The 25,009-nt window shown below is 72.3% G+C and carries 19 protein-coding genes and 1 pseudogene; 7 read left to right on the top strand and 13 right to left on the bottom strand.

What is annotated here, in order from left to right:
- The first annotated feature begins 1 nt into the window (after position 1).
- Positions 2-3,733, top strand: a complete 3,732-nt coding sequence (gene cobN / locus FRANEAN1_RS23740; RefSeq protein ID WP_041256456.1) for a cobaltochelatase subunit CobN — start codon at positions 2-4, stop codon at positions 3,731-3,733.
- Between the two features lie 266 nt (positions 3,734-3,999).
- Here the strand turns inward: cobN and FRANEAN1_RS23735 are convergent, their stop codons facing one another.
- Complete coding sequence (locus FRANEAN1_RS23735; RefSeq protein WP_198145355.1) at positions 4,000-5,361, bottom strand: HNH endonuclease signature motif containing protein; 1,362 nt, start codon at positions 5,359-5,361, stop codon at positions 4,000-4,002.
- A gap of 505 nt (positions 5,362-5,866) precedes the next feature.
- Positions 5,867-6,091: a tyrosine-type recombinase/integrase gene (locus FRANEAN1_RS23730; RefSeq protein WP_041254691.1), complete on the bottom strand. Its 225-nt coding sequence runs from the start codon at positions 6,089-6,091 to the stop codon at positions 5,867-5,869.
- A gap of 310 nt (positions 6,092-6,401) precedes the next feature.
- On the opposite strand from FRANEAN1_RS23730, the gene FRANEAN1_RS41470 reads away from it, so the two are divergent.
- Positions 6,402-6,902, top strand: a complete 501-nt coding sequence (locus tag FRANEAN1_RS41470; protein ID WP_347176731.1) for a GNAT family N-acetyltransferase — start codon at positions 6,402-6,404, stop codon at positions 6,900-6,902.
- A gap of 134 nt (positions 6,903-7,036) precedes the next feature.
- Here the strand turns inward: FRANEAN1_RS41470 and FRANEAN1_RS23720 are convergent, their stop codons facing one another.
- Positions 7,037-7,882 carry a class I SAM-dependent methyltransferase gene (locus FRANEAN1_RS23720; RefSeq protein WP_020462344.1) on the bottom strand — a complete coding sequence of 282 codons (846 nt, stop codon included), beginning with the start codon at positions 7,880-7,882 and terminating at the stop codon, positions 7,037-7,039.
- A gap of 281 nt (positions 7,883-8,163) precedes the next feature.
- Here FRANEAN1_RS23720 and FRANEAN1_RS23715 point away from each other — a divergent pair, with 281 nt between their 5' ends.
- Both FRANEAN1_RS23715 and FRANEAN1_RS23710 read left to right on the top strand, forming a co-directional pair.
- Positions 8,164-8,697 carry a hypothetical protein gene (locus FRANEAN1_RS23715; protein WP_157472772.1) on the top strand — a complete coding sequence of 178 codons (534 nt, stop codon included), beginning with the start codon at positions 8,164-8,166 and terminating at the stop codon, positions 8,695-8,697.
- A 195-nt stretch (positions 8,698-8,892) separates the two neighbouring features.
- Entirely contained in the window at positions 8,893-9,684 is a 792-nt protein-coding gene (locus FRANEAN1_RS23710) for a VOC family protein (protein ID WP_020462342.1), read from the top strand.
- Between the two features lie 142 nt (positions 9,685-9,826).
- On the opposite strand, the gene FRANEAN1_RS23705 is transcribed toward FRANEAN1_RS23710, so the two are convergent.
- From FRANEAN1_RS23705 to FRANEAN1_RS23690, 4 genes are all read right to left on the bottom strand, one after another.
- Positions 9,827-10,258 (bottom strand): nuclear transport factor 2 family protein, encoded by a 432-nt coding sequence (locus FRANEAN1_RS23705; RefSeq protein ID WP_041254687.1) that lies wholly within the window; start codon positions 10,256-10,258, stop codon positions 9,827-9,829.
- 19 nt (positions 10,259-10,277) lie between these two features.
- Entirely contained in the window at positions 10,278-11,489 is a 1,212-nt protein-coding gene (locus FRANEAN1_RS23700; protein WP_020462340.1) for an amidohydrolase family protein, read from the bottom strand.
- A 294-nt stretch (positions 11,490-11,783) separates the two neighbouring features.
- Positions 11,784-14,171 (bottom strand): carbamoyltransferase HypF, encoded by a 2,388-nt coding sequence (gene hypF, locus FRANEAN1_RS23695; protein WP_020462339.1) that lies wholly within the window; start codon positions 14,169-14,171, stop codon positions 11,784-11,786.
- A gap of 71 nt (positions 14,172-14,242) precedes the next feature.
- Entirely contained in the window at positions 14,243-15,508 is a 1,266-nt protein-coding gene (locus FRANEAN1_RS23690) for a hypothetical protein (protein WP_020462338.1), read from the bottom strand.
- A gap of 490 nt (positions 15,509-15,998) precedes the next feature.
- Between FRANEAN1_RS23690 and FRANEAN1_RS23685 the strand changes: the two genes are divergently transcribed.
- Positions 15,999-17,576, top strand: coding sequence for an ABC transporter substrate-binding protein (locus FRANEAN1_RS23685; RefSeq protein ID WP_020462337.1), 1,578 nt, complete (start codon positions 15,999-16,001; stop codon positions 17,574-17,576).
- 72 nt (positions 17,577-17,648) lie between these two features.
- Here FRANEAN1_RS23685 and FRANEAN1_RS23680 read toward each other — a convergent pair whose 3' ends face one another.
- The gene (locus FRANEAN1_RS23680) at positions 17,649-18,692 is read right to left on the bottom strand and encodes a 3-oxoacyl-[acyl-carrier-protein] synthase III C-terminal domain-containing protein (protein WP_020462336.1); all 1,044 of its coding nucleotides are present in this window, start codon (positions 18,690-18,692) and stop codon (positions 17,649-17,651) included.
- Between the two features lie 153 nt (positions 18,693-18,845).
- Between FRANEAN1_RS23680 and FRANEAN1_RS39535 the strand changes: the two are divergent.
- Positions 18,846-19,601, top strand: a pseudogene (locus FRANEAN1_RS39535) (ABC transporter permease); the annotation flags it as partial.
- Here the strand turns inward: FRANEAN1_RS39535 and FRANEAN1_RS23670 are convergent.
- The 4 genes from FRANEAN1_RS23670 to FRANEAN1_RS23655 all read right to left on the bottom strand — a co-directional run bounded on the left by FRANEAN1_RS23670 (position 19,572) and on the right by FRANEAN1_RS23655 (position 23,377).
- A complete protein-coding gene (locus tag FRANEAN1_RS23670) occupies positions 19,572-21,263 on the bottom strand; it encodes an MFS transporter (protein WP_020462335.1) in 1,692 nt (563 codons plus the stop codon). The pseudogene FRANEAN1_RS39535 and the gene FRANEAN1_RS23670 sit on opposite strands and share 30 nt — an antisense overlap.
- A 190-nt stretch (positions 21,264-21,453) precedes the next feature.
- Positions 21,454-22,050: an NUDIX hydrolase gene (locus tag FRANEAN1_RS23665; protein ID WP_020462334.1), complete on the bottom strand. Its 597-nt coding sequence runs from the start codon at positions 22,048-22,050 to the stop codon at positions 21,454-21,456.
- 5 nt (positions 22,051-22,055) lie between these two features.
- Positions 22,056-22,406: a hypothetical protein gene (locus FRANEAN1_RS23660; protein WP_347176730.1), complete on the bottom strand. Its 351-nt coding sequence runs from the start codon at positions 22,404-22,406 to the stop codon at positions 22,056-22,058.
- 92 nt (positions 22,407-22,498) lie between these two features.
- Complete coding sequence (locus FRANEAN1_RS23655; RefSeq protein ID WP_020462332.1) at positions 22,499-23,377, bottom strand: SDR family NAD(P)-dependent oxidoreductase; 879 nt, start codon at positions 23,375-23,377, stop codon at positions 22,499-22,501.
- A 77-nt stretch (positions 23,378-23,454) separates the two neighbouring features.
- Here FRANEAN1_RS23655 and FRANEAN1_RS23650 point away from each other — a divergent pair, with 77 nt between their 5' ends.
- Entirely contained in the window at positions 23,455-23,865 is a 411-nt protein-coding gene (locus FRANEAN1_RS23650) for a helix-turn-helix domain-containing protein (protein WP_041254681.1), read from the top strand.
- 257 nt (positions 23,866-24,122) lie between these two features.
- Here the strand turns inward: FRANEAN1_RS23650 and FRANEAN1_RS23645 are convergent, their stop codons facing one another.
- Positions 24,123-24,974 carry a hypothetical protein gene (locus FRANEAN1_RS23645; RefSeq protein WP_020462330.1) on the bottom strand — a complete coding sequence of 284 codons (852 nt, stop codon included), beginning with the start codon at positions 24,972-24,974 and terminating at the stop codon, positions 24,123-24,125.
- Positions 24,975-25,009 lie beyond the last annotated feature (35 nt).

Below are 25,009 nucleotides of genomic sequence, written 5' to 3'. Positions count from 1 at the left end.
GGTGTCCACCGCCGACACCGAGCTGCTCGCCGCGCGGGCCAGCGGCGTGCCCTGGCGGGTCGCCAACCCGGCCCGGCTCGACGCGGCGGAGGTGCCGGCGTTCCTCGCCGGGGCCGACGTGGTGGTGGTGCGCCTGCTCGGCGGTGAACGGGCCTGGGCCGAGGGCCTCGCCGCGACGGTGGCGAGCGGGCTGCCGGTCGTCGCCCTCGGCGGCGAGTCGACACCGGACGCGGCGCTGATGGCGCGCGGCACCGTCCCGGCCGGCGTCGCCACCGAGGCGCTGGCCTACCTGACCGAAGGCGGCGTCGGAAACCTCGCCGAGCTCTACCGCTTCCTCTCCGACACGCTGCTGCTCACCGGGCTGGGGTTCGCCCCGCCGGTGGAGCTGCCCGCGCACGGGCCGCACGGCGACCGGGTGGCCAAGCCGGACCGCCCGACCGTCGGCGTCGTGTTCTACCGGGCGCACGCCACCTCCGGGAACACGGCGTTCGTCGACGCGCTGTGCGACGCGCTCGAAGGAGCCGGGGCCAACGCCCGTCCGGTGTTCTGCTCGACGCTGCGGGGCGCCGCGGCCGGCGGAGTGATCGACGACCTGGCCGGCGTCGACGCGCTCGTGGTGACCGTGCTCGCCGCCGGCGGCACCCGGGCGTCGGACGCGTCCGCCGGCGGCGACGAGGACGCCTGGGATGTCGGCGCGCTCGCCGCGCTCGACGTCCCGGTGGTGCAGGGGCTGTGCCTGACCTCGTCGCGCGCCGTCTGGGCGGACAGCGACGCCGGTCTGTCCCCCATGGACGCGGCGATGCAGGTCGCCATCCCCGAGTTCGACGGCCGGATCATCACCGTCCCGTTCTCGTTCAAGGAGCAGGGGGTGGACGGCGTCCCGGTGTACGTGGCCGATCCGGAGCGCACCGCCCGGGTCGCCGGGATCGCGTCCCGACTGGCCGGGCTGCGGCACACCCCGGCCGCCGAGAAGAAGATCGCGATCGTGCTCTCGTCGTACCCGACGAAGCACTCGCGGGTCGGTAACGCCGTCGGGCTCGACACCCCGGCGTCGGCTGTGCTGCTGCTCGACGCGCTGCGCGCCGCCGGCTACGACCTCGGCGACGGCTACCCGGGCGAGGACCTCCGCTCCGCCGACGGCGGGCCGGGCGAGATCAGGCCGGACGCCGCGGCCGGAGACGCCCTGATCCACGCCCTGATCGCCGCCGGCGGGCACGACGTCGAGTGGCTGACCGCGGAGCAGCTCGCCGCGGCGCCGGCGCGGGTGCCGGCGTCAACCTACGAGGGATGGTTCGCCCGCCTGCCGGAGTCGCTGCGCGGCGCCATGACCGAGCACTGGGGCCCACCGCCGGGCTCCCTCTACGTCGACGACGGCGCTGCCGGCGACGGGCGCGGGCGCGGGCCGGCGGCGGAGCCGGCGATCGTGCTGGCCGCGCTGCGCTTCGGCAACGTCGTCGTGATGATCCAGCCGCCGCGGGGGTTCGGGGAGAACCCGGTGGCGATCTACCACGACCCGGACCTGCCGCCGTCCCACCACTACCTGGCGGCCTACCGCTGGCTGGACGAGGCCTTCGGCGCGGACGCCGTCATCCACCTCGGCAAGCACGGGACGCTGGAGTGGCTGCCCGGCAAGGGCCTGGGGCTGTCCGCGGGGTGCGCGCCGGACGCCGTCCTCGGCGACCTGCCGTTCGTCTACCCGTTCCTGGTCAACGACCCGGGGGAGGGGACGCAGGCCAAGCGCCGCGCCCACGCCGTGATCGTCGATCACCTCGTACCGCCGATGGCCCGCGCCGACTCCTACGGCGACATGGCCAAGCTGGAGCAGCTCCTCGACGAGTACGCGACGCTCGCCGCGCTCGACCCGGCCAAGCTGCCCGCCGTACGCGCCCAGATCTGGACGCTCATCCAGTCCGCCCAGCTGCACCACGACCTCGGGCAGGCCGACCGCCCCAGCGACGCCGAGTTCGACGACTTCCTGCTGCACGTCGACGGCTACCTCTGCGAGGTCAAGGACACCCAGATCCGCGACGGCCTGCACATCCTCGGCGTGGCCCCGGCGGGGGAGGCGCGGACGAACCTGGTCACCGCGATCCTGCGCGCCAACCAGATGTGGGCGGGCCAGGCCGGGGCGGTACCCGGGCTGCGCGCGGCGCTGGGCCACACCGAAGGCGACACCGAGGCGTCCCGGACGCAGGTCGACGCGTTCGAGCAGACCGCCCGGTCGCTGGTGGCCGCCCTCGAGGACGCCGGCTGGTCGCCGGCCGCCGTCAGCTCCGTGGTGGCCGGGCAGTCGGCCGAGGCGGTGCCGGCCGCCGCGCGGGCCGAGGTCGAGCGGGTCCTCACGTTCGCCGCCACCGAGGTCGTCCCCCGGCTCGCCCGCACCCCGGACGAGATCGTTAACACCGTGCGGGCCCTCGACGGGCGGTTCGTCCCGCCCGGCCCGTCCGGCTCGCCGACCCGTGGGCTCGTCAACGTGCTGCCCACCGGGCGCAACTTCGCCTCCGTCGACCCGAAGGCCATCCCGTCCCGGCTCGCCTGGGAGACCGGTCGCGCGCTCGCCGACTCGCTGATCGAGCGCTACCTCGCCGACACCGGCGGCTACCCGGCCTCGGTCGGGCTGACCGTCTGGGGGACGTCGGCGATGCGCACCCAGGGCGACGACATCGCCGAGGTGCTCTGGCTGTTGGGCTGCCGTCCCACCTGGGACGACGCGTCCCGGCGGGTCACCGGCTTCGAGGTCGTCCCGGGCGCGGAGCTCGGGCGTCCGCGGGTGGACGTGGTGGTGCGGATCTCCGGATTCTTCCGGGACGCGTTCCCGCACGTCGTGGCCCTGCTCGACGACGCGGTGCGGGCGGTGGCGGTGCTCGACGAGCCCGACGACGTCAACGCGCTGGCCGCTCACGTCCGGGCCGACCTGGCGGCGCTCGGGGCCGTCCCGACGGTCGGCGGGCGCGGCGGCACCGCCGACCCGGCCGCGCTGCGCCGCGCGACGACGCGGATCTTCGGTTCGAAGCCGGGCGCGTACGGAGCCGGCCTGTTGCCGCTGATCGACTCCCGGCAGTGGCGCTCGGATGCCGACCTGGCCGAGGTGTACGCGGTCTGGGGCGGCTACGCCTACGGGCGCGGCCTGGACGGCGCCGAGGCCCGCGCCGACATGGAGACCGCGTTCCGCCGCATCCAGATCGCGGTGAAGAACCAGGACACCCGCGAGCACGACCTCGTCGACTCCGACGACTACTTCCAGTACCACGGCGGGATGGTGGCCGCCGTCCGCGCGCTCACCGGCACGTCGCCAGCCGCCTACGTCGGTGACAGCGCGCTGCCGGACGCCGTCCGCACCCGCACCCTGCAGGAGGAGACCCACCGGGTGTTCCGCGCCCGGGTGGTCAACCCGCGCTGGATCGCGGCGATGCGCCGTCACGGCTACAAGGGCGCGTTCGAGCTGGCCGCGACGGTCGACTACCTCTTCGGCTACGACGCGACCGCCGGTGTCGTGCAGGACTGGATGTACGAGTCGCTGGCCGCCTCCTACGTCTTCGACGCCGAGACCCGCGAGTTCCTGCGGACGTCCAACCCGTGGGCACTGCGCGGCATGACCGAGCGCCTGCTGGAGGCCGCGGAGCGTGGCCTGTGGGAGGCTCCTCAGGAAGCCACGCTGGCCGGCCTGCAGTCCACTTACCTTGAACTGGAAGGTGATCTGGAGGCCGCGGGCGACGGAGAGAGCGCCGGATAAGGCCCACCCGCGCGTGACCGCGGATGCCGGGGACGGGCGGGACGCATGGCCGAGCCGCTGACCGGCGAGGAGATCACGCACTGGCCGTCGTCTTCTCCGGGCCCACCGCCGCCGGCCGGCTTCCCGACGGCTGGCGCGGGATCGGGCCGGCCGGCGTGGCCCCGCAGCGTTGGCGGCCGCGATGGGGCGGGCGGGGCGGGGCCGTGCCGTCGCCGAGTTCGATTGGCCCGCGGTGGCTGAGCGCACCGCCGACCTCTACGAGAAGGTCACGCGGCCTGATCCTGCAGGAGTGCGCGGATCGAGTCGTCGAGGTGGAACGGGCCGCCGTTCCAGGTGACGATCGCGTCTGGCGCCACGTGCCGAGTGGCCTCGGCGAGGACCTCGGCGGGTCGGGCCCCCGGATTGGCGGGCGGCGCCGGGTCGAGCGTGCGGCCGTCGGGAAGCAGGGCGACGATCCGCCCGGTGGTGGTTCTGCGGAGCTTGATGTCCTCGTCGTGCAGGGTGCGGTGGTGTGCGCCGCAGACGAGGGTGAGGTTGTCGATGTCGGTGCCGCCGCCCTCGATCCAGGGAACGAGATGGTGGATGTGCAGCCACCGGGTGTGTGCGCAGCCCGGGTACTGGCAGGTGCCCCTGTCCCGGGCGTGGACCGCGTCCCGGAGCTGCCGGTTCGGCAGCCGGCGGCGCCGGCCCAGCCGCAGCGGGTTGCCGTGGGTGTCGGTGACCAGGGCGCGGATCAGCCCGTCGCAACCGAGCCGGCGCAGGACGGCGGAGGACAGGCCGATCCCGGGTGAGATCTCCGCGCGCGACCCGGGCCCGGGTCGCGGTGGCCGTGCGGCGTCCAGCAGGGTCGCCGCGTCGACGTGCACAGTGAGCGTGTGGGCGGGCGAGGTCAGTCCGGGAGCTGGCCGTTGCAGGAACCCCTCGGCGAGAGCGACGAGCGCGTCGGCGTCGCGTCGGCGGTCCCGCGGCGCGGCAACGACCTCCCCGTCGGGAGGCGGCTGGCCGGCGTCGGCGTCGGCGTCGGCGTCGGTGCCGGTGCCGGTGCCGGTGGTGCCGGTGGTGGTGGTGTCGAGGCTGGCGCGGGCGGCGTCGAGCGCTGCGACGAGCTGGGCGCCTTCGTCGGGAGGCAGGACCGCGGTCAGGTGCAGCATGCCGTCGTCGTCCGTGCGCCAGGAGACCCGCCGGGCCGCCTGCGTCCTGGCACGGTCGGCGGGGTCGGTGGTGGTCTGGCGGAGGGTGCGGACGAGGCGTTCCAGCTGGCTTGCGGTGCAGTGCAGGGCGTGTTCGAGCCAGAGCAGTTCGGTGGTCGGGTCGGCGATCCGGGTGATCGCCCGGACCTTCGAATAGGAGACCGCTCCGTCGGCGAACGCCGCCCGCACCGCGGGGAGTTGTTCGAGGGCGCGGGCCGTGGCCAGGTGCTCCCGGGCGGCACGCAGCCCGATCCCGCAGCGCCAGGACAGCCAGTGCGCACATGAGCGCAGCCCGATCCCCGACCAGCCGCCCCGCCGCTCGAAGGCGGAGAGCAGGACCAGCCAGCCGCAGGTCGCAGCCGCGAGCCGCCCTGCCCACCCGCAGATCGCGGCTTCCAGATCCGCCAGCGGCGCGGTCTCCGCGTCCAGGCCCGGCATCAGGCCGATGTCAGGCGTGGGGGACGCGGCTGTCGGGGAAGGTACCTGTTCGATCACTGTGATCACCGGGCCCAGGGGTGTCGTCGATCAGCGGACACGAACAGGCTCGCATCCGCCACCGACAGTTTTCATCCCCGCTGGTCAGAAGCCCGCCGGTGGCCAGAGGGCCACGGGCCGGCCAGGGACACCGGCGACGCTCCCAACATCGCCGATCATGATGCCGTCGTCGATCATGGTGTTCCACGGAACCGCACGGAACCGCACGGAACCGCACGGCACCGCACGGAACGGCGCGGAATTCCGCGGACCTCGTAGAACCCCGCATACCCCGCAAGCCCCCCAGAACACTGTGGCGCCCGTGCCGACCGGCGTCCCCTGCGGGAGGGGCTCTGCCGGGCGGTCTCCAAGACGAGGGAGCGGCCGAGCAGGGGACGCCATCATGTCTCGTTGTCGCGGTGCCAGTCGATCGTGGCCTCGGGGGCGACCGGAATACGGCCGGAAGCCGCTATAGCGATCTTCGGCGGGTGTGGCCGAGGAGTTCGGCGACGGTGACGAGGTCGGTGCTGCCGCAGACGAGGCTGGTGGCGAAGGTGTGGCGTAGGACGTGGGCGGTGGTCTTCTCGTCGAGGCCGGCTGCGGCGGCGATGGTGATGATGATGGTGTGTGCGCCGGCGGTGGACAGCCGCCCGGCCCCTCGGCGCCGGGCCAGTCCGCGCGTTCGCTGAGCCATGGCGGGTCTGGTCGCCTTTGCCGTGGATACGCAGGCTGCCTCTGCGGGCGGACAGGGCGACGTCGTCGATGTCGAGGCCGACGGTTTCGGCGATGCGGGTGCCGGCGTAGAACGGGGCGAGGGCGTTGTTCACGGTGCGCGGGGCGCGCTTGGCCACGTCCTAAAGTCCAGCCGACGCCGACGTCTTGCTCCCCCTGCAGCGCCTGATTGTCCCGCCTCGACGAACTTGGCCCGATCCGCAGATTTGGCTGTCTCACTGAATCTGGTCCGCACCGTCCGGCGGAGCGGCGATCCTGGGCCAGTGGAACCTGTGCTGGAGCCAGACCCGGTGACGGTTCGTCTCGCGCATGGCGATGATCTTCCCGCTGCCCTGGACGTCTGGCGTGAGGCCAACAGTGCCCGTGGACGACCTCCCGACGCTCAGCGGATCGCCAGGGTGCAGACGAAGCTCGCCGCCCCCGATGCTCTCCTGTTTATCGCCTGCGCAGGAACGAGGGTTCTCGGCATGCTGCTGGCCGAACCGGGCCGCGGTCAGGACGGGCAGGGCGCGGAGCTGGACGGGCTGTGTCACATCTCGATGGTCTTCGTCCACCCCGACCACTGGGGGCGACGAGTGGGAGAGCAGCTGATCGGGTATCTCGCGGACCAGGTTGGCAGCCACGGGTACGTACGGCTGCAGCTGTGGACCGGAGCTGACAACGACCGCGCGTTGCGCCTCTACCATCGGGTCGGCTTCGTTCCCAGCGGACGGATATCCCGGACGGAAGGTGGAACAGCAATCGTGCAGTTCGTTCGCTCGGCCGCGTCATAGCAACTTCGCCAGGGCAGCCAAACCAAGGTCCGGCGATCGACTGAGGCTGCCATGCTCCGCACACAGGCCAGCCGCTGCAAACCCTTCAACGCCATCCCCTCGCCCCCGTTCCCACCGCCAGTGCGCCATTCGGCTCACCTGGCCTGGGCGCCGACCATCCAGCAGGCCGCGGTGAAACGGACCTCGGCGCCGTGCACATAGGGATCGAACGCGGCGCGGGCTGTTTCGACGACCTGCGCGCGAGTCCGTTCGTCCACGTCCCGCAGGGCCTGACCGACCGGGCCGAACCGGGTGAAGTAGGGGACCAGCTCGTGTTCGGGAAACACACAGGACGCATCGACCGGCCGGATGTCGATCCCGGCCCAGCCGCTCTCCGCCAGAATGCGCTCGACCCGGTCCGGGTCGGCGAAGGCGAACTGCCCAGGCTCGTCCGGCTGGCGGGCGGGAAGGCCTGGCAGAAGCGGGGCCGCAGCGCGTTCGGCCGTCGTCATGAACGGGTTCTCCGTGGTCGCGCGCCAGGCGAGGAAGCGGAGTTCGCCGCCGTCCTTCGCGGCCCGTCGCAGGTTCGCGAAGGCGGCGACGGAGTCGCCGAAGAACATGACCCCGAAACGGGAGACGATCGCATCGAAGGCGGCGGGCTCGAACGCGTGATCCTGCGCGTCGGCGCGGATGAAGACCGCCCGCGCCCCCTCCTCGTCCCGCTCGGCCCGCGCCCTGGCGGCGGCGAGCATCGGGTCGGAGATGTCCACGCCGACGCAGCGCCCCTGCGCCCCGAGCCGCCGGGCGAGGGCGACCGTCGTGGCGCCCGTGCCGCAGCCGACGTCGAGCACATACCCGGCACCGGTGGCCGAGACCGCGTCGACGAGCAGGTCCTCGAACGGCTTGAACATCCGGTCCGTCAGGGTCTGCGCCTCGGCCCAGGCCTGTCCGGCCGGTCCGTTCCACCGCGCTGCCTGGCCGTCATCCCCGGTGACATTCATGATCGGCTCCTGTGTCTGTCTCGGCTTCGTTCACATCCGGCTCACACGGCCGGCTGATGTCGTTCTTCCTGCCGGGCCGGCGCGTCTGCCGGTTCGGCGGACGGCGACATCATCACCGGAGCGACAGGATGGACCGGACGCACATGGCAGACTGGGGGAACCGCACGGATCGGCGGGCCGGCGGCGGCCGCCGCGGCGCGCGAGCGGGTCACGAGGGACGAACCAGCGGGGGGCCGCGATCGCTGCCTGCCCGATCTCTGCTGCTTCTCGCGCTGGCGGTCGTGACCGGGCTCGGGCTCACCGCCTGCCGGGCCGGTTCCGCCTCGACTGCGGGCTCCGTGCCCGCCCCCGCCACGGCATCCGCCTCCGCTGCCAGCGCTGGTATCGGCGCCGAGACGGCTGACGCGGCGACCGCGTCGGAGCCGTCGGAGTCGTCGGCGCCGGCGGGCGGCGCGGGTGTCGGCGGTCCCGGTTCGCTGACCGTCGACATCACCTCGCCGGTCGACGTCGCGGGGCATGTGTCGACGGCCGTGAGCTGCCAGTCCACCGCGCGGCGCTACGTCGAGTCCTCGACGGCCACCGTCGAGGGCAGGACGGTGGCGCAGGGGGTGCGGGTCGCCGGCTACGACGGGCCGGGCAGTTACCCGGCCGTCATCACGGTCTCGGTCGTCGCGCCCGACTCCGGCCGCTACGCGATCGACGCGGTTCCCGCCACCGTCGAGATCACTTCGGCCGGTGGCTCCGTGTCGTTCAGCGCGAGCACGTCCGGCGGGCGGACGCTCACGGGCTCGATCGTCTGGGCCTGCTCCGCCTGACCTGACGGGTGCCGCGGGGGACCTCACGTCGGCCCGCGGCACCGCCCGTCCACCCGCCGCGGAGGAAGTTCGAGACAGGCCTCTCGGCGGCGATGAGTTTCTGTCGGTGGGTAGGTCCAATCTGTCGACTGCACGCGAGTAGCGGCCGCGAACCCCGCGCCGCCCACCACGTGCCCGGCGGCGAAGGAGCCCACGATGCCCGCTCACGACACCACCCTGCCCGGCGCGCCCTGCTGGGTCGACCTCATGACCTCGGATGCGGCGAAGGCCCGCGAGTTCTACGCGGAGCTGTTCGGCTGGACCTCCGAGGAGCCGAACGAGGCGTTCGGCGGCTACTTCAACTTCTCCAAGGACGGCAAGGTGGTCGCCGGGGGGATGACGAAGCAGCAGCCGGAGCTGCCCGACGTCTGGTCGGTCTACCTGCTGACCCCCGACGCGGAGAAGACCGCCGCGGCCGTACCCGCGCACGGCGGAACGATGATGATCTCGCCGATGCCGGTCGCCGACCTGGGCGTCATGGCCGTCCTCACCGACCCGGGCGGCGCCGCGGTCGGTATGTGGCAGCAGGGCCTGCACCGCGGCTTCGGAGTGCTGGCCGAGCCGGGCGCGCCGGGCTGGTTCGAGCTGCTCACGCGGGACTACGCCGCCGCGGTCACCTTCTACCAGGAGGTGTTCGGCTGGAAGACGAACGTTGTCAGCGACACGGACGAGCTTCGCTACACCGTGCTCGTCGATGACGCCGGCGAGCAGCACGCCGGGATCATGGACGCGTCAGGCTTCCTCCCCGAGGGCGTTCCGGCGCACTGGGGCGTCTACTTCGCCGTCGAGGACACCGACGCGGCGCTCGCCCTCACCGTCAAGCTGGGGGGCGCGGTCGTCCAGCCGGCCATGGACACTCCGTATGGCCGTCTCGCGATCGCGACCGACCCGACGGGGGCGACCTTCAAGCTGGTGGGGAAGAACATCGAGGAGCCGGCGAAGGACTGAGGTCGTCCCCGCACCGTGCGGATCCGCGGGCGTCGGCCTCGAGCAGGCGGGAAGCCGACGCACCGCGGCGGTGAGCCCGGCCTGCCCGTCGGCGACGACCTCCCGCTGGATCATGAACCGGCTGGGACCAGGCCGGTCACCGTCATGACGACAGGCGCTCGATGACGTGCGGGATACCCGAGTCGTGTACACCGCTGCGGCGGATGAAGGTCATCGCTCTGGTACGCAGCCGCCACCCCTCGGCGGTGCGCAGGTAGGTGTCCTTGTAGTAGCCGATGCGCATGTCGTGATTGGCGTGCTCGATGAAGCACAGCGGCTGGGTTCCGGTGGCGTTGAGGCCGTCGTCGGCGAGCTCGATGAGCGGGGTGCCGGTGAGGAACAGGCCTTTGGGAGCGGCGGCGACCAGCGTCGGGAAGTCCTTGAGCATGAAGGTGTCCCCGAACGCGGTGTACGTGCCGTCAGGGGTGAAGACCTTGAGTAGCCCCTCGACGTCGCCCTGCGTGATCGTCACCGCGTAGCGGGCGAGTAGCTGCTGGATCTCGACCAGGTCCTCGGTCCGGCTCGGCCCGGTCACTGCGGGTCCGGTGGCAGGCTCAGTAGACAAACTGCTTGCCGCCCTTCATGACGAACGGGACCCGCTGCAGGACGCGGATGTCCTCGAGGGGGTTGCCGCGCACGCCGATGACGTCGGCGAGCAGGCCCTCGGCGAGCCGGCCGCGGTCGGTGACGTCGATGAGGTCCGCGCCCACGATGGTCGCGGCCTGGATGGCCTGCAGCGGGGTCATGCCCCGGTCGACCAGGGCGACCAGTTCGAGGGCGTTCTTGCCATGTGGGATCGCCGGCGCGTCGCTCCCGACGGCGATCTTGACGCCTGCCTCGATGGCGTTGCGGATCGATGCCTTCGCGCGGGGGAAGATGAGGGCGGCCTTCGCCTGGATCTCCGGCTCGGCGTCGTTCAGCACCGGCATGTTGTCGATCAGGGCCTGGGTGGCGACCACCCAGGTGCCGCGCTTGATCAGCAGGTTGATGGTGTCGTCGTCGATCATGAATGCGTGTTCGATGCAGTCGACGCCGCATTCGACCATCTGCCGGACGGCTTCCGAGCCGTGGGTGTGCGCCGCCACGCGTAGGCCGCGTCGGTGTGCCTCGTCGGTGAGGGCCAGCACCTCCTGGTCGGAGTAGTGCCGCGCGCCCGAGGGCCCACTGTGGGACATGGCTCCGCCCGAGCCGCACATCTTGATGACCTGGGCGCCGTGCTTGATGTTGTGCCGGACGGCTCGGCGGATCTCGTCGACGCCGTTGGCCAGGCCCTCCTCGACGGTGAGTTTCAGGACGTGCGGGGCGAACGCGCCGAACATGGTGGGGTCGAGGTGGCCGCCGGTCGGGGTGATGGCGTGGCCGGCGGGGACGATCCGCGGGCCGTCGACCCAGCCGGCGTCGATCGCCTTCATGAGTGCGACGTCGAGCAGGTAGCCGCCGGTCTTGCAGAACAGGCCGAGGTTGCGCACCGTGGTGAAGCCGGCTCGCAGGGTGCGGCGGGCGTTCTGGGTGGCGCGCATCATCCGCAGTGGCGGGTCGTCGCGCATCTGCCCGGTGAGCGGGTGCTCGCCGGGGCCGCCCATCAGGAGGTTGAGCTCCATGTCCATCAGGCCGGGCAGCAGGATCAGGTCGCCGAGGTCCAGGACCTCGCCCTCGGGCTGGCCGCCGAGACCGACGATCCGATCGTTCTCGATCTTCAGGATCCCGGGCCGGGTGATCTCCCCGGTATCGACATCGAGCAAGCCGGCGGCCTTGAGTGTCAGCACCCTGTGTCCTCCTTGTCCGCGGTGATGTGACTGATCGCGGTTTGGTGCCACGACCAGCAGAAATCCCGCTCTCACAGTTAAGTATCAAATTCTCACGAGCTGGGTGCAGACGTCGCCGCCTGGCGGATCCGTCCCGGGGCCTCGTCGGTCGCCTCACTTGTGGCCTCACACAGCCGTGCTCGTGGCCGCCGGGTCATCTACAGGAGCGCGTCGCCCGCGTTCTCGCCCGCAAGCCGCATCCGCGGCATCCGCGGGCGGACTTGCGCTGAACGACCGTACAGAAGTGGCGTTCGCCTAACAAGGGTCGGCAAGGGCCCGGGCGGCGGCCGTGGCGATCGCGGCCTGGCCGAGGGCCAGCCCGCCGTCACCCGGCGGGACTACACGGTGGACGAGCACCTCGAATCCCGCGGCGGCAAGCTGGGCCCGGCAGGCCCGCACGAGGACGACATTGGCGAACACCCCCCCGGTCAGCCCAACCAGGCCGACACCGCGGCGGCGCCGGGTCGTCTGCGCGACCCGGGTCACCGCGTCGGCGACCGCCAGGTGGAACGCCGCGGCGAGCGCGTCCGGGGCGAGGCCCGCGTGCAACCCGTCGACGATCTCCGCGATCACCGGCGCCGGATCGAGCGCGCGGCCGTCGAACCTGAAGGCGACCGCGGGACCGGGCCGGCGGCTGGCGGCGGCGAGCGCCTCCAGCTCGAGGGCGGCCTGGGCCTCGAAGGTGCTCCGCTGGCGCACGCCGAGCAGGGAGGCGACCGCGTCGAACAGGCGGCCCATGCTGCTGCTGGGCACGCAGGACACGCCGCGGTCCACCATCGCCCGCAGCGCCCGCAGCTCGGTGGGGGAGCAGGCCCGCACCGGGGCCAGGTCGGCCGTCCACTCGACGCCGGCGGCGGCCAGGTGGGCCAGCGCGCAGCGGTAGGGGCCGCGCGCCGCCGCGTCGCCGCCGGGCAGCGCGACGGGACGCAGGTGCGCGACCCGGTCGGCGTGGGTGACGTCCGGGCCGACCAACAGTGCCTCGCCGCCCCAGATCGTGCCGTCGAGCCCGTAGCCCGTGCCGTCGAAGGCCATCCCGAGGATGGTGTCGCCGAGGCGGCCGTGTTCGGCGAGCAGCGCGGCCACGTGGGCGTGGTGGTGCTGCACCAGGTGGGTCCGGCCGCCCTGGCCGGCCGCCCGCCGGCCCGCCCAGGCCCGGGTGACGTAGCCGGGGTGCAGGTCCGCGGCGACGGTCGCCGGCTCGGCGGCGTACAGGTCGGTCAGTTGCGCGCTCGCACGCTCCAGCGCCAGCAGCGCGTCGAGTCCGCCCATATCGCCCAGGTGCTGCGAGACGATCGCCCGGCGGCCGGCGGTCAGGCAGAACGCGGACTTGCCGTCGCCGCCCACGGCGAGCACGGACTCCACCGGACGGCCGAGGTCCACCGGCAGCGGCACGTAGCCGCGGGAGCGGCGCAGCGGCAGCACCTGCTCGCCGTCCCACCGCACGACCGAGTCGTCGCACGGCTGCAGGATCGGCCGGTCGTGCAGCAGGTACGCGTCGGCCAGCCCGGCCAGCCGCCCGGCGTCGGCGTCGGCGTCGGCGTCGGCGAAGCAGATCGGGTCGCCCGAGCGGTTGCCGCTGGTCATCACCAGCGCCCGGGGCGGGGGCGGGCCGCCGCCGGGCACCGGCGCGAACAGCAGGTGGTGCACCGGCGTGTACGGCAGCAGCAGGCCCACCAGGGGGCTCCCGGGCGCGACCCGGTCCGACAGGGGGGCACCGGGCCGGCGCCTGGCGAGCACTATCGGAGCGGCCGTGGAGGTGAGCAGTTCGGCCTCGGCGGCCGAGAGATCGGCCATCTCGGCCGCCGTCGCCAGGTCGCGCACCATCACTGCGAAGGGCCTGTCGGGCCGTCCCTTGCGCGCGCGCAGGAGCTCGACGGCGCGGCTGTCGTCCGCGCCGCAGGCCAGGTGGAAGCCGCCGATCCCCTTGACCGCCACGATCCGTCCCGCGGCGAGGGCGCGCTGGGCCGCGGCCAGCGCGGTGTCCGTGCCGTGCGTCTCGCGTCCCTCCCGGCCGGCCTGGGCCGCGACCGCCACGCGGAACCACAGCCGCGGCCCGCAGGCCGGGCAGCAGACGGGCTCGGCGTGGAACCGCCGGTCGCGGGGGTCGGTGTACTCGGCTGCGCACCGTGCGCACATCGGGAACCGGGCCATCGTCGTGGTGGCGCGGTCGTAGGGCAGCGCCTCGATGATGGTGAAGCGTGGCCCGCAGTTCGTGCAGGTGACGAAGGGGTGGCGGTACCGCCGGTCCGCCGGGTCGAACAGTTCTCGCAGGCAGTCGGCGCACACGGCGGCGTCGGGCGCCACCATGGTCCGGGCACCGGCCGCCGAGGTGCTGGCCACGATCCGGAATCCGTCGTCTCCACGGTGATTCAGGTGGGTGACGGCGACGCGGTCGACACGGGCCAGCGGCGGGGCCGGCGTGGCCAGCCGGCGCAGGAACTCGGCGACCGCCGGCCCGTCGCCCTCCACCTCGGCGACGACGCAGCCGGCTTCGTTGCCGACGAGACCGGCCAGCCCCAGCGCGGTGGCGAGCCGGTGGACATGCGGCCGGAAGCCGACCCCCTGGACGACCCCCTCGACCGTCACCCGCCGCCGGATCCGGCCGGCCGACCGGTCACCCGCGGCCGGCGAGGCCGCCGGCACTGACGCTGACGCCGCCGGTGCCGGCCCGGGGGCCGCCGCCGGGTTCCGCGGCGACGTCCCGGGCGGGACTGTCACGTGGCCCGGCTCATCGCGACGTGGCGGGCGATCTCGTCGAGCACCTCCCGTACCGCGGCGGCGGCGCCGGTCTCGCCGTTCTGCTCGAAGATCGAGCGGGCCTCGTGCAGCACCGCCGTCGCCTGCGGGAAGGCTCCCAGGTGTGCCAGCGCGTTGCCCTGGTTGGCCAGCGCGCGGGCGTAGCTGAGCGGGTCGGCCAGGCCTTCCCGGGTCGTGATGACCTCCTGGTAGCGGCCGACCGCTTCGACCAGGTTGTCCCGCCGGTGCGCGGACGGCGCGTAGACGAGCGCGTTCGCCAGGCTCAGCTGGGTGCTCGCCCACTGCTCGGGATAGGACTGGCGGGTGTACACGGTCAACGCGGTGCGCAGGCCCTGCATGGCGACCCCGATCCGCAGCTGGTCGGACGCGGAGTTCATCGGCATGGCCAGGTAGGCGGCGGCCAGGTTGACCTGCGCGGACGCGAACAGCTCCGGGGCGGTGTCGACGGTGATCAGGCGCAGCGCGGCCAGATAGTGCTCGGCGGCGGTGCGCAGGCCGGCCAGGTCGTCTCCGGCCAGCTCGTGGTGGACCGAGCCGAGCGTCAGGTGCAGCTCGGCCCGCCCGGTGGCCAGGTCGGTGTGCTCCAGTGCCGCCAGCGCGGCGGTCAGGTCGGTGGCGACCGCGGGACTCGGTCCCTCGGCGTCGCGGCACAGGCCCGCGGCCGTCGCCATGAGCTGGGCGGCCAGCCCGGGGGAGGGATCGGCGGCGGCGGCGATGCCCTCGCCCAGCATCCGCGCGGCGTCGTCGAGCCGGCCGGCGGCCATCGCGTGCGCGGCGTGCGCGGACCACACCAGGGCCGCGATCTCGCCGGTCTCGTCGGTCAGCGGCGGCGGCTCGTCCAGCTCGCCGAGGGCGAAGCGGACGACGTCCACCAGGATGCCCAGCTCGGCGCCGAGCGCCTCGCGCAGCGCGGCCGGGTCCTCCGGCGGCCGGCCCGCGGGGCGGAGCACGAACCGGTTGTAGCGGGTGACCGGGTCGTCGCCGCGTAGCAGCTCGACCGCCGCGATCACGTTGCCGCGGTAGGCGAGCTCGAGCGCGGCCAGCTCCGGCGGCCACGCCGAGGGCAGCCGTCCATCCGCCAGCGTGCGGCGCAGGCCGGACGTCGTCTCGCCGCCAGGGACCAGCAGGAATCCCGCGGGCAGCGGGAACACCCCGACAGGCTGCGGGCGCGCGCAGCCGGCATACGTGTCGGTGCCCGTGGGGGCGTTGTCGTCTGCAGCCATCTGTGTCACCCGTCGTGGTTCGAGTCGTGTGCCTCGGCCGCGTCACCGGCGGGTCGCCGGACGCCCCCTCCTGGGATCGCGGCGCGGATGACACCGGTACCCCTTCGGCGCGTGGACGCCTTCGGCAGGGAAACGCTATGTGCCAAGGGCCCGGACGCCGATCGACAGTGCGCGGACGCTGCCACCAACGCGCCCGGCCGTTTGGGACGCCGCTGCCCGGGCTCTGGAGCAGCCCGGTGGGCGGTCGTCACGGCGGCTCGTCAGACACCGTGGTGGACTCGTCATGTAGAACGTAATTCTCGCTAATGAAAGTACGTAGCCGCACGCTTGAGTAGACGTTGACTTCGCTAAAACAGCGTGACACAGTTCACTCCCCAACGGCCCTTGTGACACACGCGGCCAATCGATTCGGCGGTGGCTGCCCTCACACCGCTCCGGCAGCGACCCCGCTTCCGCGGGCCGGACATCTGGCACTGGAGAGAGGACGACGATGATCCGTACGAGGCGATTACTCGCCACCGCCGCCGTGTGCGCCGTGGCGATGTTCCTGGGGGCGTGCGGTGGTGGCAGCGATGGCGACGGCGCCACGGGCGTCGCCGCCACGGGTGCCACCGGGGACCCGGTGGCGGGCGGCAAGGGACGGATCCTCATGCTGGCCGACACCAGCTCCATGGACCCGGCCAAGCTCGGCAACGCCTACGCGGCGACGGCTGTCCTGGGCAACGCCCTGTACGGGACGCTGATGATCGACGACGACAAGGGCCAGGTCGTCTACAAGATGGCCGAGTCGTTCACGACCAGCGACAACGGCTCCACCTTCGAGCTCCGGCTGCGGCCGAGGCTGGTCTTCTCCGACGGCAGCCCGCTCGACGCCGCCGCCGTGAAGTTCAACTGGGACCGCCTCAAGGACCCCGCGAACGCGTCGAGCTACCGCGGGGACGCCATGATGATCGCCTCCACCGAGGTGGTGGACGACCGCACCCTGAAGGTCTCGACGGTCGACCCGATGCCGAACTTCGCCGACGTCGTCCTCACCACGGCGATGAACTGGATCGCCTCGCCCGCGGCCCTGCAACGCGGCGCGCAGGCGTTCGAGCAGAACCCCGTCGGCGCCGGTCCGTTCAAGCTTGAGCACTGGACCCGGCAGGCCGACATCGACCTGGTGAAGAACCCGCGCTACTGGGACGCGCCCCGGCCCTACCTCGACGCCCTCACGATCCGCGCGGCCGTCGAGTCCAGGCAGCGTTACAACACCCTGCTCACCGGAGGCGCGGACGTCGCCATCGAGTCGGACTGGATCAACCTCCACAAAGCCGCGGAGAGCGGCCAGCCGAGCATCAGCAGGCCGGTCAACGGCGGCATCTTCATGGCGCTCAACATGCGCCGGGCGCCGTTCGACGACATCCGCGCCCGCCAGGCGGTGGCCGCGGCGCTCGACCTGGAGGCGCTGAACCTCGCGGTCTACGAGGGCGACGGGCAGCCCGCCGAGACGCTGTTCAACGACGCCTCACCCTTCTACTCCCAGACGCCCCTGAGGCGCGCGGACCGGGCGAGGGCGCAGCGGCTGTTCGACGAGCTCGCCGCCGAGGGCAAGCCGGTGTCCTTCACGTTCACCAGCTTCCCCAGCTCCGAGAGCCGGGCGATCGCCGAGAACGTTCAGGCCCAGCTCAGCAGCTTCAAGAACGTCAAGGTGCAGGTCAAGGTCGTCCAGCTCGCCGAGTACGGCAAGATGAACGCGACGCACGACTTCGACACGTTCATCACGTCCGCGTTCTTCCAGGACCCAGAACCGAAGCTGTACACGGCCTTCCGTGGCGGCAGGGCCACCAATGTGCCCGGGGTCGACGACCCCCAGCTCAACGAGGCCCTCGGCACCGGCCGGACCGCGTTGGCGGAGGTGGACCGCAAGGCCGCCTACGAAACGGTCCAGCAGCGGTTGACCGCACTGACCCCCGGGATCTTCCTCCAGCGGGTCGCGCTCAGCGCCGTCTCCGGCAAGAACGTGGGCGGTCTCGCGCAGTACGGGCTTGGCTCGTTGCTGCCCGAGGAACTGTGGATCAAGAAGTAGGGCCTGAGCGGTAGCCCCCTGATCCAGGGCGGGGAGCCGGCAGCCGCCACGGCTGCCGGCTCGTGCCGTGGGTCAGGCGGGTTCGGGTGCGGTCAGCGCCGCGCAGGACCAGGTGAAGCCGGCGCCGGTGCTCATGACCAGGGCCGTCTCGCCGGGCGCGAGCATCTCGCGGTCGAGCAGGTCGGCGATGCCGGCGGTCAGGTCGCCCGCGCCCAGATGCCCGGTCGAGCGGCCGAAATCGACCGCCTCGGCGCCGGTCAGCCGTTCGACGATCGGGCCGAAGACAGACAGCAACGGGCTCCGGTGCACCCGCGGCAGCACCACGCACCGCAGCCTCGGGCTGCCCACGTCGGCGCCGGCCTCCTTCATGGCCAGCCCCAGCAGGGTCTCGAGACGCTCCCGCTCGGCCGTCCGGTAGCCGGAGCTGCCGTTGCGGCGCAGGTAGGCGCGCTTCGTGCGGCGGACGTCGACCGACTCCGCCGCGGAGCGCGCGGCGGCGCCGAACGAGTCGTCGCCGCGGTGCATGGCCTCAAGGCTCGGCGCCGACACCGAGGTCACCGACACCAGCCGCAGTCCCGCCGGCACCGGAGCCGCAGGCTCCGCGAGCTCCGCGGGGTTCGTCCGGCTTACCAGCACCGCGCTCGCGCCGTCACCATAGGCGACGCCAAGGTCGCTGTTCCAGCGGTCGAATCCCGGCGGGCAGAAGCGGTCCGCGGTCGTGACCAGGACGCGGGTCATCGTGGGATCGCCCAGCAGGTGGGCAGCCGCGGACTGCAGGGCGGCGGCACCGCCGTTGCACATCTGCTGGATCCCGACAGGCATCGCGTCGTGGGCGCCGAGCTGGTCGGCGATGTAGTGCACGGGTGACCAGAAGTCGTGCCCCTGGTAGTAGCTCCAGGCGTGCAGAAGCAGATCCAGCTCGGCGCCGCGCCAGCCGGCCCGGGCCAGCGCCGCGTTGGCGGCGAGCACCGCCATCTCCGGCGCGGACGGCCCGTCTGACACGGCCAGCATGGTGTAGCCCGTGTCCTCGGGTGTTCCGCCCACCTCGGAGGGCGGCTGTCGGCGCGGGGGAAGCCAGGTGGCGGCAGCGTTGACGTAGATGGTGTCAGTCCTCATGCGGTCGCGATCTCCCCAGCGGGTGGCGGGCAGGGCGGCAGGGCACAACGGGAACCACCATCGACCTGTCAAGGATAGGCGGCACCGTCAGCGGTGTCGCAAAGTCCTGGAAACGGCGCCCGGTCGGCCTGGTGACGTCCCCGCGAACCGGCGATGGCGAGCACACAGGGTTATCAGGCCGCACGCCGCGGGCCAGGACGCGGGAAACTGCCAGGATGGCCCGACCGCACCCGACCGCCGGTGGACCGCAGTCGCCCGCCGGTGAGTAGTCACGCGGATCTGCGCCTCGGCGCGGGGCTCCTGCTCCTGCTGGCGCTCGCGGTGGGGGCCCTCACCTGGGCCCGGGTCGCCCGGCGCCGGGACGTTCTCACCGCCTCGCTGCGTGCCGCCGTCCAGCTCACGGTCATCGGCCTGGCCCTGCGCGGGGTCTTCGCCGCCCCGCCGACCACGGTGATCGTCGTCGTGCTCATGCTCACCGCGGCGGTGGGGACGGCGACCCGCCGGCTCACCGAGCTCGCGCCCGCCGGCCGGGCGGTGCTCGTCTCCTGCGTGATCGGGGCCGGTCTCCCGATGGGGGCGGTCTTCGCGGTCGGGGCGCTCGAGCCGTCCACCCGGAACCTGATCGCGCTCACCGGGAGCCTCGTCGGCGGCACGATGACGTCCTGCACGCTCACCGGGCGGCGGCTCGCCGAGGGGCTCCGGCTGCGGTGGGACGAGGTCGAGGCCTGGCTCGCTCTCGGCGCGACACCGCGGCGGGCGTGCCTGGACATCGCCCGCGCCAGCGTCTCCGAGGCGCTGGTGCCCGCGCTCGACCAGACCCGTACCGTCGGACTGGTCACCCTCCCCGGCGCGTTCGTCGGGGCGCTGTTCGGCGGGGCCTCACCCGGGCAGGCGGCGCGTTTCCAGCTGATCGTGCTGGTCGGCCTGCTCGCGGCGGAGAGCATCGCCGGGGTCACGCTCGCTCACCTGCTGGGCGCGCCGAGCCGCCTGCCCGGGGTCGCGGCGGACGCCGAGGACCGACCGGACGCCGTGCCTGCGGCGGCCCGCCGGGACGTCGGCCGCTTCGGCCGCAGCCGCAGCCGCAGCCGTAGTCGCGTCCGTGGCCGCGGCGGCGTGCCGTGAGCTCAGCATGATCGTCACCCCGCCCAGCAGGGCGAATCCCGCGGCGATCAGATACGCGGCGGCGAACGGCCCCGGATGGAGCGTGTCGGCGACGACCGCGGAGAGCAGGCTCGTGCCGACGACGCCGCCGATCTGGCCCGCCGTCTGCTGCAGGGAGGCGACCAGCCCGAAGCTGTCCTCCGGGACGGAGGCGCTCGCGATCACGATCAGTGGCGGCTGCGCGTGCCCGAAGGCCAGGCCGCTGCCGATCAGGCCAACGATGACCAGCCACAGCATGTCCGACCGGGTGCCGAACGCCATCACGGCCAGCGCGACCACGTAGGCCGCGCCCGCGCCCGAGGCGAGCGCGCGCGGCCCGATCCTCGTCCCCACCCAGCTCGCCGACGGCGCGGCCAGCGCGATCGACAGCGTGCGGCACATCGTCACCGCCGAGGTCAGGGCCACCGACAGGCCGAAGAGCCCCTCCAGCAGCAGCGGGGTCACCAGGAAGTTCCCGAGGTGTGCCGCGGAGACCATGAACGAGGCCAGCCCGGCGGTGCGGACATCCCGTTTCGCCAGCAGCTCCATCGGGACGACCGGGTCGGTGCTGCGCCGCTCGACCACGGTGAGCAGCCAGAACAATGGGACCACCGCGACGAGCAGCGCGATCACGATCGGCCGTGGCCCCCACGCCGCCGCGCGGTTCACCCCGAAGGTGAGCGCGAAGACGGCGGCCGCGAGCACCACCGCGCCGGTGCGGTCCAGTGGACGGCGCAGCCCGTCCCGGTCCGGCGGCAGCACGCGGACCGCCGCGACCAGCGGGACGACCGCGATGCCGGCCTGGATGAAGAACACCGCCCGCCACCCGACGGCATCGATGATCAGCCCGCCCACGGCGAGACCGGTGACCGCCGCCCCGGACAGCACCCCCGACGCCCACGCCGAGGGGCGCACCCGCTCCTGCGGAGGGAAGACCGCGAACAGCATCGCGAACGATGCCGGGATCGTCGCCGATCCCGCGAGCTGGGCGACGATGCGGAACCCGATCAGCGACGCGGCGTCCCACGCGAGACCGGTCGCCAGCGAGAAGACGACGGCGAGGGTCGTGCCGATCAGGAACGTGCGGCGGTGGCCCCGGACGTCGCCGATCCGGCCGAGGATGGGCATGGCCACCGCGAGGGCGAACAGCGAACCGGTGACCGCCCAGGAGATCACCCCGGTGCTGGAGCCCAGGTCGTCGGCCACTGTCCGTAACGAGACGGTGAGCAGCGTCGCGGTGAAGGTGGTCGCGAACATCGCGGCCAGGCAGGTGAGCAGAATCTGCCGTCGCGTGGCCACGCCGCCGGCGTGACCCGCGTCCGCGTCCGCGCCTGCGTCCGTCGCGGTGGTCGGGGCCGTGGGCGTGGGCGGACGGCTTGGTCCGCCTGGTCCGCCCGGGGTGCCCCCGGCCTCCCCGGGCTCGGTCGGCATCCGCGTTCTCCCCCCACGCGGGCGCGGGGTGGCGCCGGCCATCCGATCGTCTGCCGCGGCGGTGCTCGGAAGCAACCAATCCGCCCCGACCGGCTCCTCCCTGCGGGCGCCGAGACCCGCAGGCCGGACTGAGGCGCCTACGGTTCGCCTGTGGGCATGGCGTCCGTGCGCTGCGTCGACGCGGGATCGCTCACCCCTTCCCCGGGGCCAGCCCGTTCTGCGGGAATCCTCGTGTCAGGAGGATGGCGCGGACGCGACCCCCGATGCGACCGGTCAGCTCGGTCAGCGGGGTCCAGCGGAAGTCAGTGACCTCCTCCAGCTGCAGCACCACGTCAGCGTCGCCACCTGGAGGGGCGACGGCCAGCAGGAAACGAAGGTCGTAGTGGGTGTGCTCAGGCTCCAGCTTCGTGGGGTTCGGCGGGATCACGTGTGCGTCCACGTCCACAGGCCGGTCGAGAACCGGGCTCACCCAGGCGCGGGGAACACCCGCCTCCTCGGCCAGCTCCCGCAGCGCTGCGTCCAGGAGTGAGTCGTCGTCCGCCTCGATGTGCCCGCCGGGCAACAGCCATCGGTCCAGGCTGCGGTGTCGGATCTGGAGCACCCGGCGCTCAGGGGTGACTGCGACCACTCCGCAGGTAACGTGGCCGGGTGTGGTTGTCCTGGAGGCCAGCGGCGCATCGCTTCCACTGGCTGCTTCCAACAGGGGGGCGAGGGGCTCCGTATCCTCCGGGTAGACATCGAGATATGTACTGATCGTCTTGGCGATGTCGTCGTTCGTAACGGGCACGGCGTTCACTCCTCGTTGAAGCATCGCAGCCAGGACCGGGCGATGATTTCACGCTCCCGGTTGCCGAACTCGTGCAGGCCCAGTCTCATGATGAGACCGGGCGGCAGCAGCGTGAGTGCTGCGAGGATCTCGCCCTGAACGAGGAAGATGAACGGGCTGACCGCGGCGCCGTGGACGAAGTTGACCGCATTGCCATCGTTGAGTAGATAGAAATGATGGTTCCACGACGTCATGCGGCTGAGGTACGGGTCGAGTCGGTCGACACGGTGACGACCCATTGCCGGGCTTCGTTGGAGAGGCCCAGGTAACTGCTGGGCGGAGGGCGGCGCGATTTTCGCGATCGTCGCGTCGGCCATTCTTACGAAGCATTTATCTACGCTTTCAGACGCAAGCAGCACATCGGGTCTGGTCAACCGGTCAGCGTGGCCTCCGGCTGTCCCCGGCGTGGCTACGGGGTGCTGGGTAGCGCGGCGACCAGCGCTTCGGTTGCTCGCGCGAGGCGTTCCGCGTTCTGCGGATTCAGGGTTTCGAGCGTCAGCGGTAGGTGCTTGTTCCGATCGATCGCGGTCAACCCTGCGGCAGGGGGCGCATCAATGAAGTGGTGGATGGCGCCGATCGATTCGGCGATGGGGCGCGCCGAGATCCTCGCGGCGGCCCGGATGCTGGCGCGCAGCGCCGCGGGCAGGGGGCTGAGGTCTCCGCTCCTGGTGAATCCGGGGTGGTAGAGCACATAGCGCGCCTTGCTGTTGGCGTGCTCGGTGTAGGCGACGCCGAGTAGGTCGTTGGCTCGGGCTGCTTGCAGCTGCGCGGCGATCATGCTGTAGCCACGTTCCAGTTGGAGGTCGTCCCAGTGGATCGATCCCTTGGTGATGCCGACGCCGGCGACATTCACGATGACCGGAGCGTCACTGGCCTCCAGCGCGTCGCGGAAGCCATGGCTGAGGACGTAGCGGCTGAGGTAGTAGAGCGCGAAGGTGCTTTCGAGCCCGTCCGCTGTCAGGGTTCGTTTGGGTGCTTGCCGGTTGGCGAACAGTGCCAGCACGTCGATCCTGTCGTGCTGGCCGAGAGTGTCTTCGAGGACACGGCGGTTGCCCGCGACAGTCGCGAGGTCAGCCCGGACGAAGCGGACTCGCCCGGCCACGCCACGCCGGGCGGCCTCGGCCAGCAACGCCTCGCCCTTTGTCGGGTTGCTGCCGATCGCGACGACCTGGTCGCCGCGATCGGCGCGAGCGAGTGCGAGGGCGCGGCCCATCCCGTCTGTCCCGCCACTGACGACGAGGACCCGGCCCACAGGTTTCCGGGCGTTCGGCGGTGCGTTGGAGAACACGGATACTCCCTCGGTAGTTACGATCAGTAAGCGCCATCGTCATCGATAGCTCCCCGGTCGGGGAAGAAGGCAGTTTGATGTCCGCTACGCACACGCGTGTGCCCTCCATGGTCAGCACCCCGCTACCGAACCCGGTCCCCGCTGAGGAGTACGAGAGCTGCGTGGTGACGGACGTGCTGCGGCGGATCGGCGACAAGTGGACGGTGCTGGTCATTGTGCTGCTCGGGAAGCGCTCCTACCGCTTCAACGAGCTGCACCGCAGCGTCGAGGGCATCAGCCAGCGGATGCTCACCCGCACGCTCCGCGGTCTGGAAACCGACGGCCTGGTCAACCGGGAGGTGTTCCCCACCGTGCCTTCGAGCGTCGAGTACAGCCTCACTCCGCTCGGCCGGAGCCTGCTGCATCCGCTCTCCGCCCTCGCGGACTGGGCGGTCGAGCATCGAGGCGACATCGGCTCCGCGCGACGAACAGCTAACCAACGGCAATGATCGCCTCGCGGCGGGAACCGGCACATCCGGCGATCGTGTCGATGAAGGCGTTCACGCGGGCGCAGCCGACGCATCGGTCACGGGTGCGACCGGCATGGCAGATAAGGAAGCGGTGGCACCTGCTTCCCGACGTGCACCACCAAGCCGATCAACGTCGACGCGTACGCGGCCGACGTCGGCACTGACCCGCCCTGCGCGAATGATCGCCAGGAAGCGCCGATAACGATCATTCGCATCTGTCGCCGTGGATCACGTCTCTAGACCCGCGGCGCCCGTTCCGCCGCCTCTGGCACGGGGTCGGCGACGAAGTGCAGGTAGCGCTCGGCGGAGCGGTGCATGGCGGCGTGCCCGTCCGAGCGGACGACGGTTTGCCAGAACGCACCGTAGATCGCCTCGAAGGCGAAGGGCTCCAGCAGCCGCACGGCCCGGCGCACGGTCTCCGGGCGTTCGGGGATGTAGTTCGGGTACGAGTACATGAAGCTCACATACCTGCGGTCGAGGACGACCTGGAGGATGTCCCCGGAGAACAGGGCGCCTCGCCCGTCCTCGCCGGCGGCGTGATGGAGGACGGTGCCACCGGCGAAGTGCACGCCGCCGTTCACGAGGGTCAGCCCGTCGCCGATGGTGAGCGTGTCGCCCGTCCACAGGTTGACGGCGGCGCAGCGGCGGCCGAGCCACTGCTCGTCGGCGGCGTGGACGTAGATCGGGACGTCGCCGAAGGCGCGGCTCCAGTCGACCATCGAGCCGTAGAAGTGCGGGTGGCTCACGGCGATGACGCTGATTCCGCCGAGCTCGGTGACCTGAGCGATCAGGTCGTCGTCGAGGAGGGGTACGCAGTCCCAGAGGATGTTGCCGCTCGCCGTGGTGACGAGCAGGGCCCGCTGCCCGATGGAGATCTTCGGCTCCGAACCGATGCCGTACACGCCCGGGCCCTCGGGTGCGAGCCGGCCGCGGAAGCCGTCCGAGTGGAGCTCGCCGAGGGTGGTCCAGCGCTGCCCGTCCCAGCCGACGTACTGCCGCTCGTCCTCGCAGACCGGGCAGTCCGGTCGCGGCGCGGCGTACTGCACCCCGCAGGTGACGCAGATCGGCAGGTCGGTGGCGAGATCCATGGGGCTGTCCTCCGCGGAGCGGTCGGCTCGGTCGA

Origin of the sequence: Parafrankia sp. EAN1pec, from assembly GCF_000018005.1 — a bacterium.
Lineage (GTDB): Bacteria > Actinomycetota > Actinomycetes > Frankiales > Frankiaceae > Parafrankia > Parafrankia soli.
This window is presented reverse-complemented; position numbering and strand designations above follow the sequence as displayed.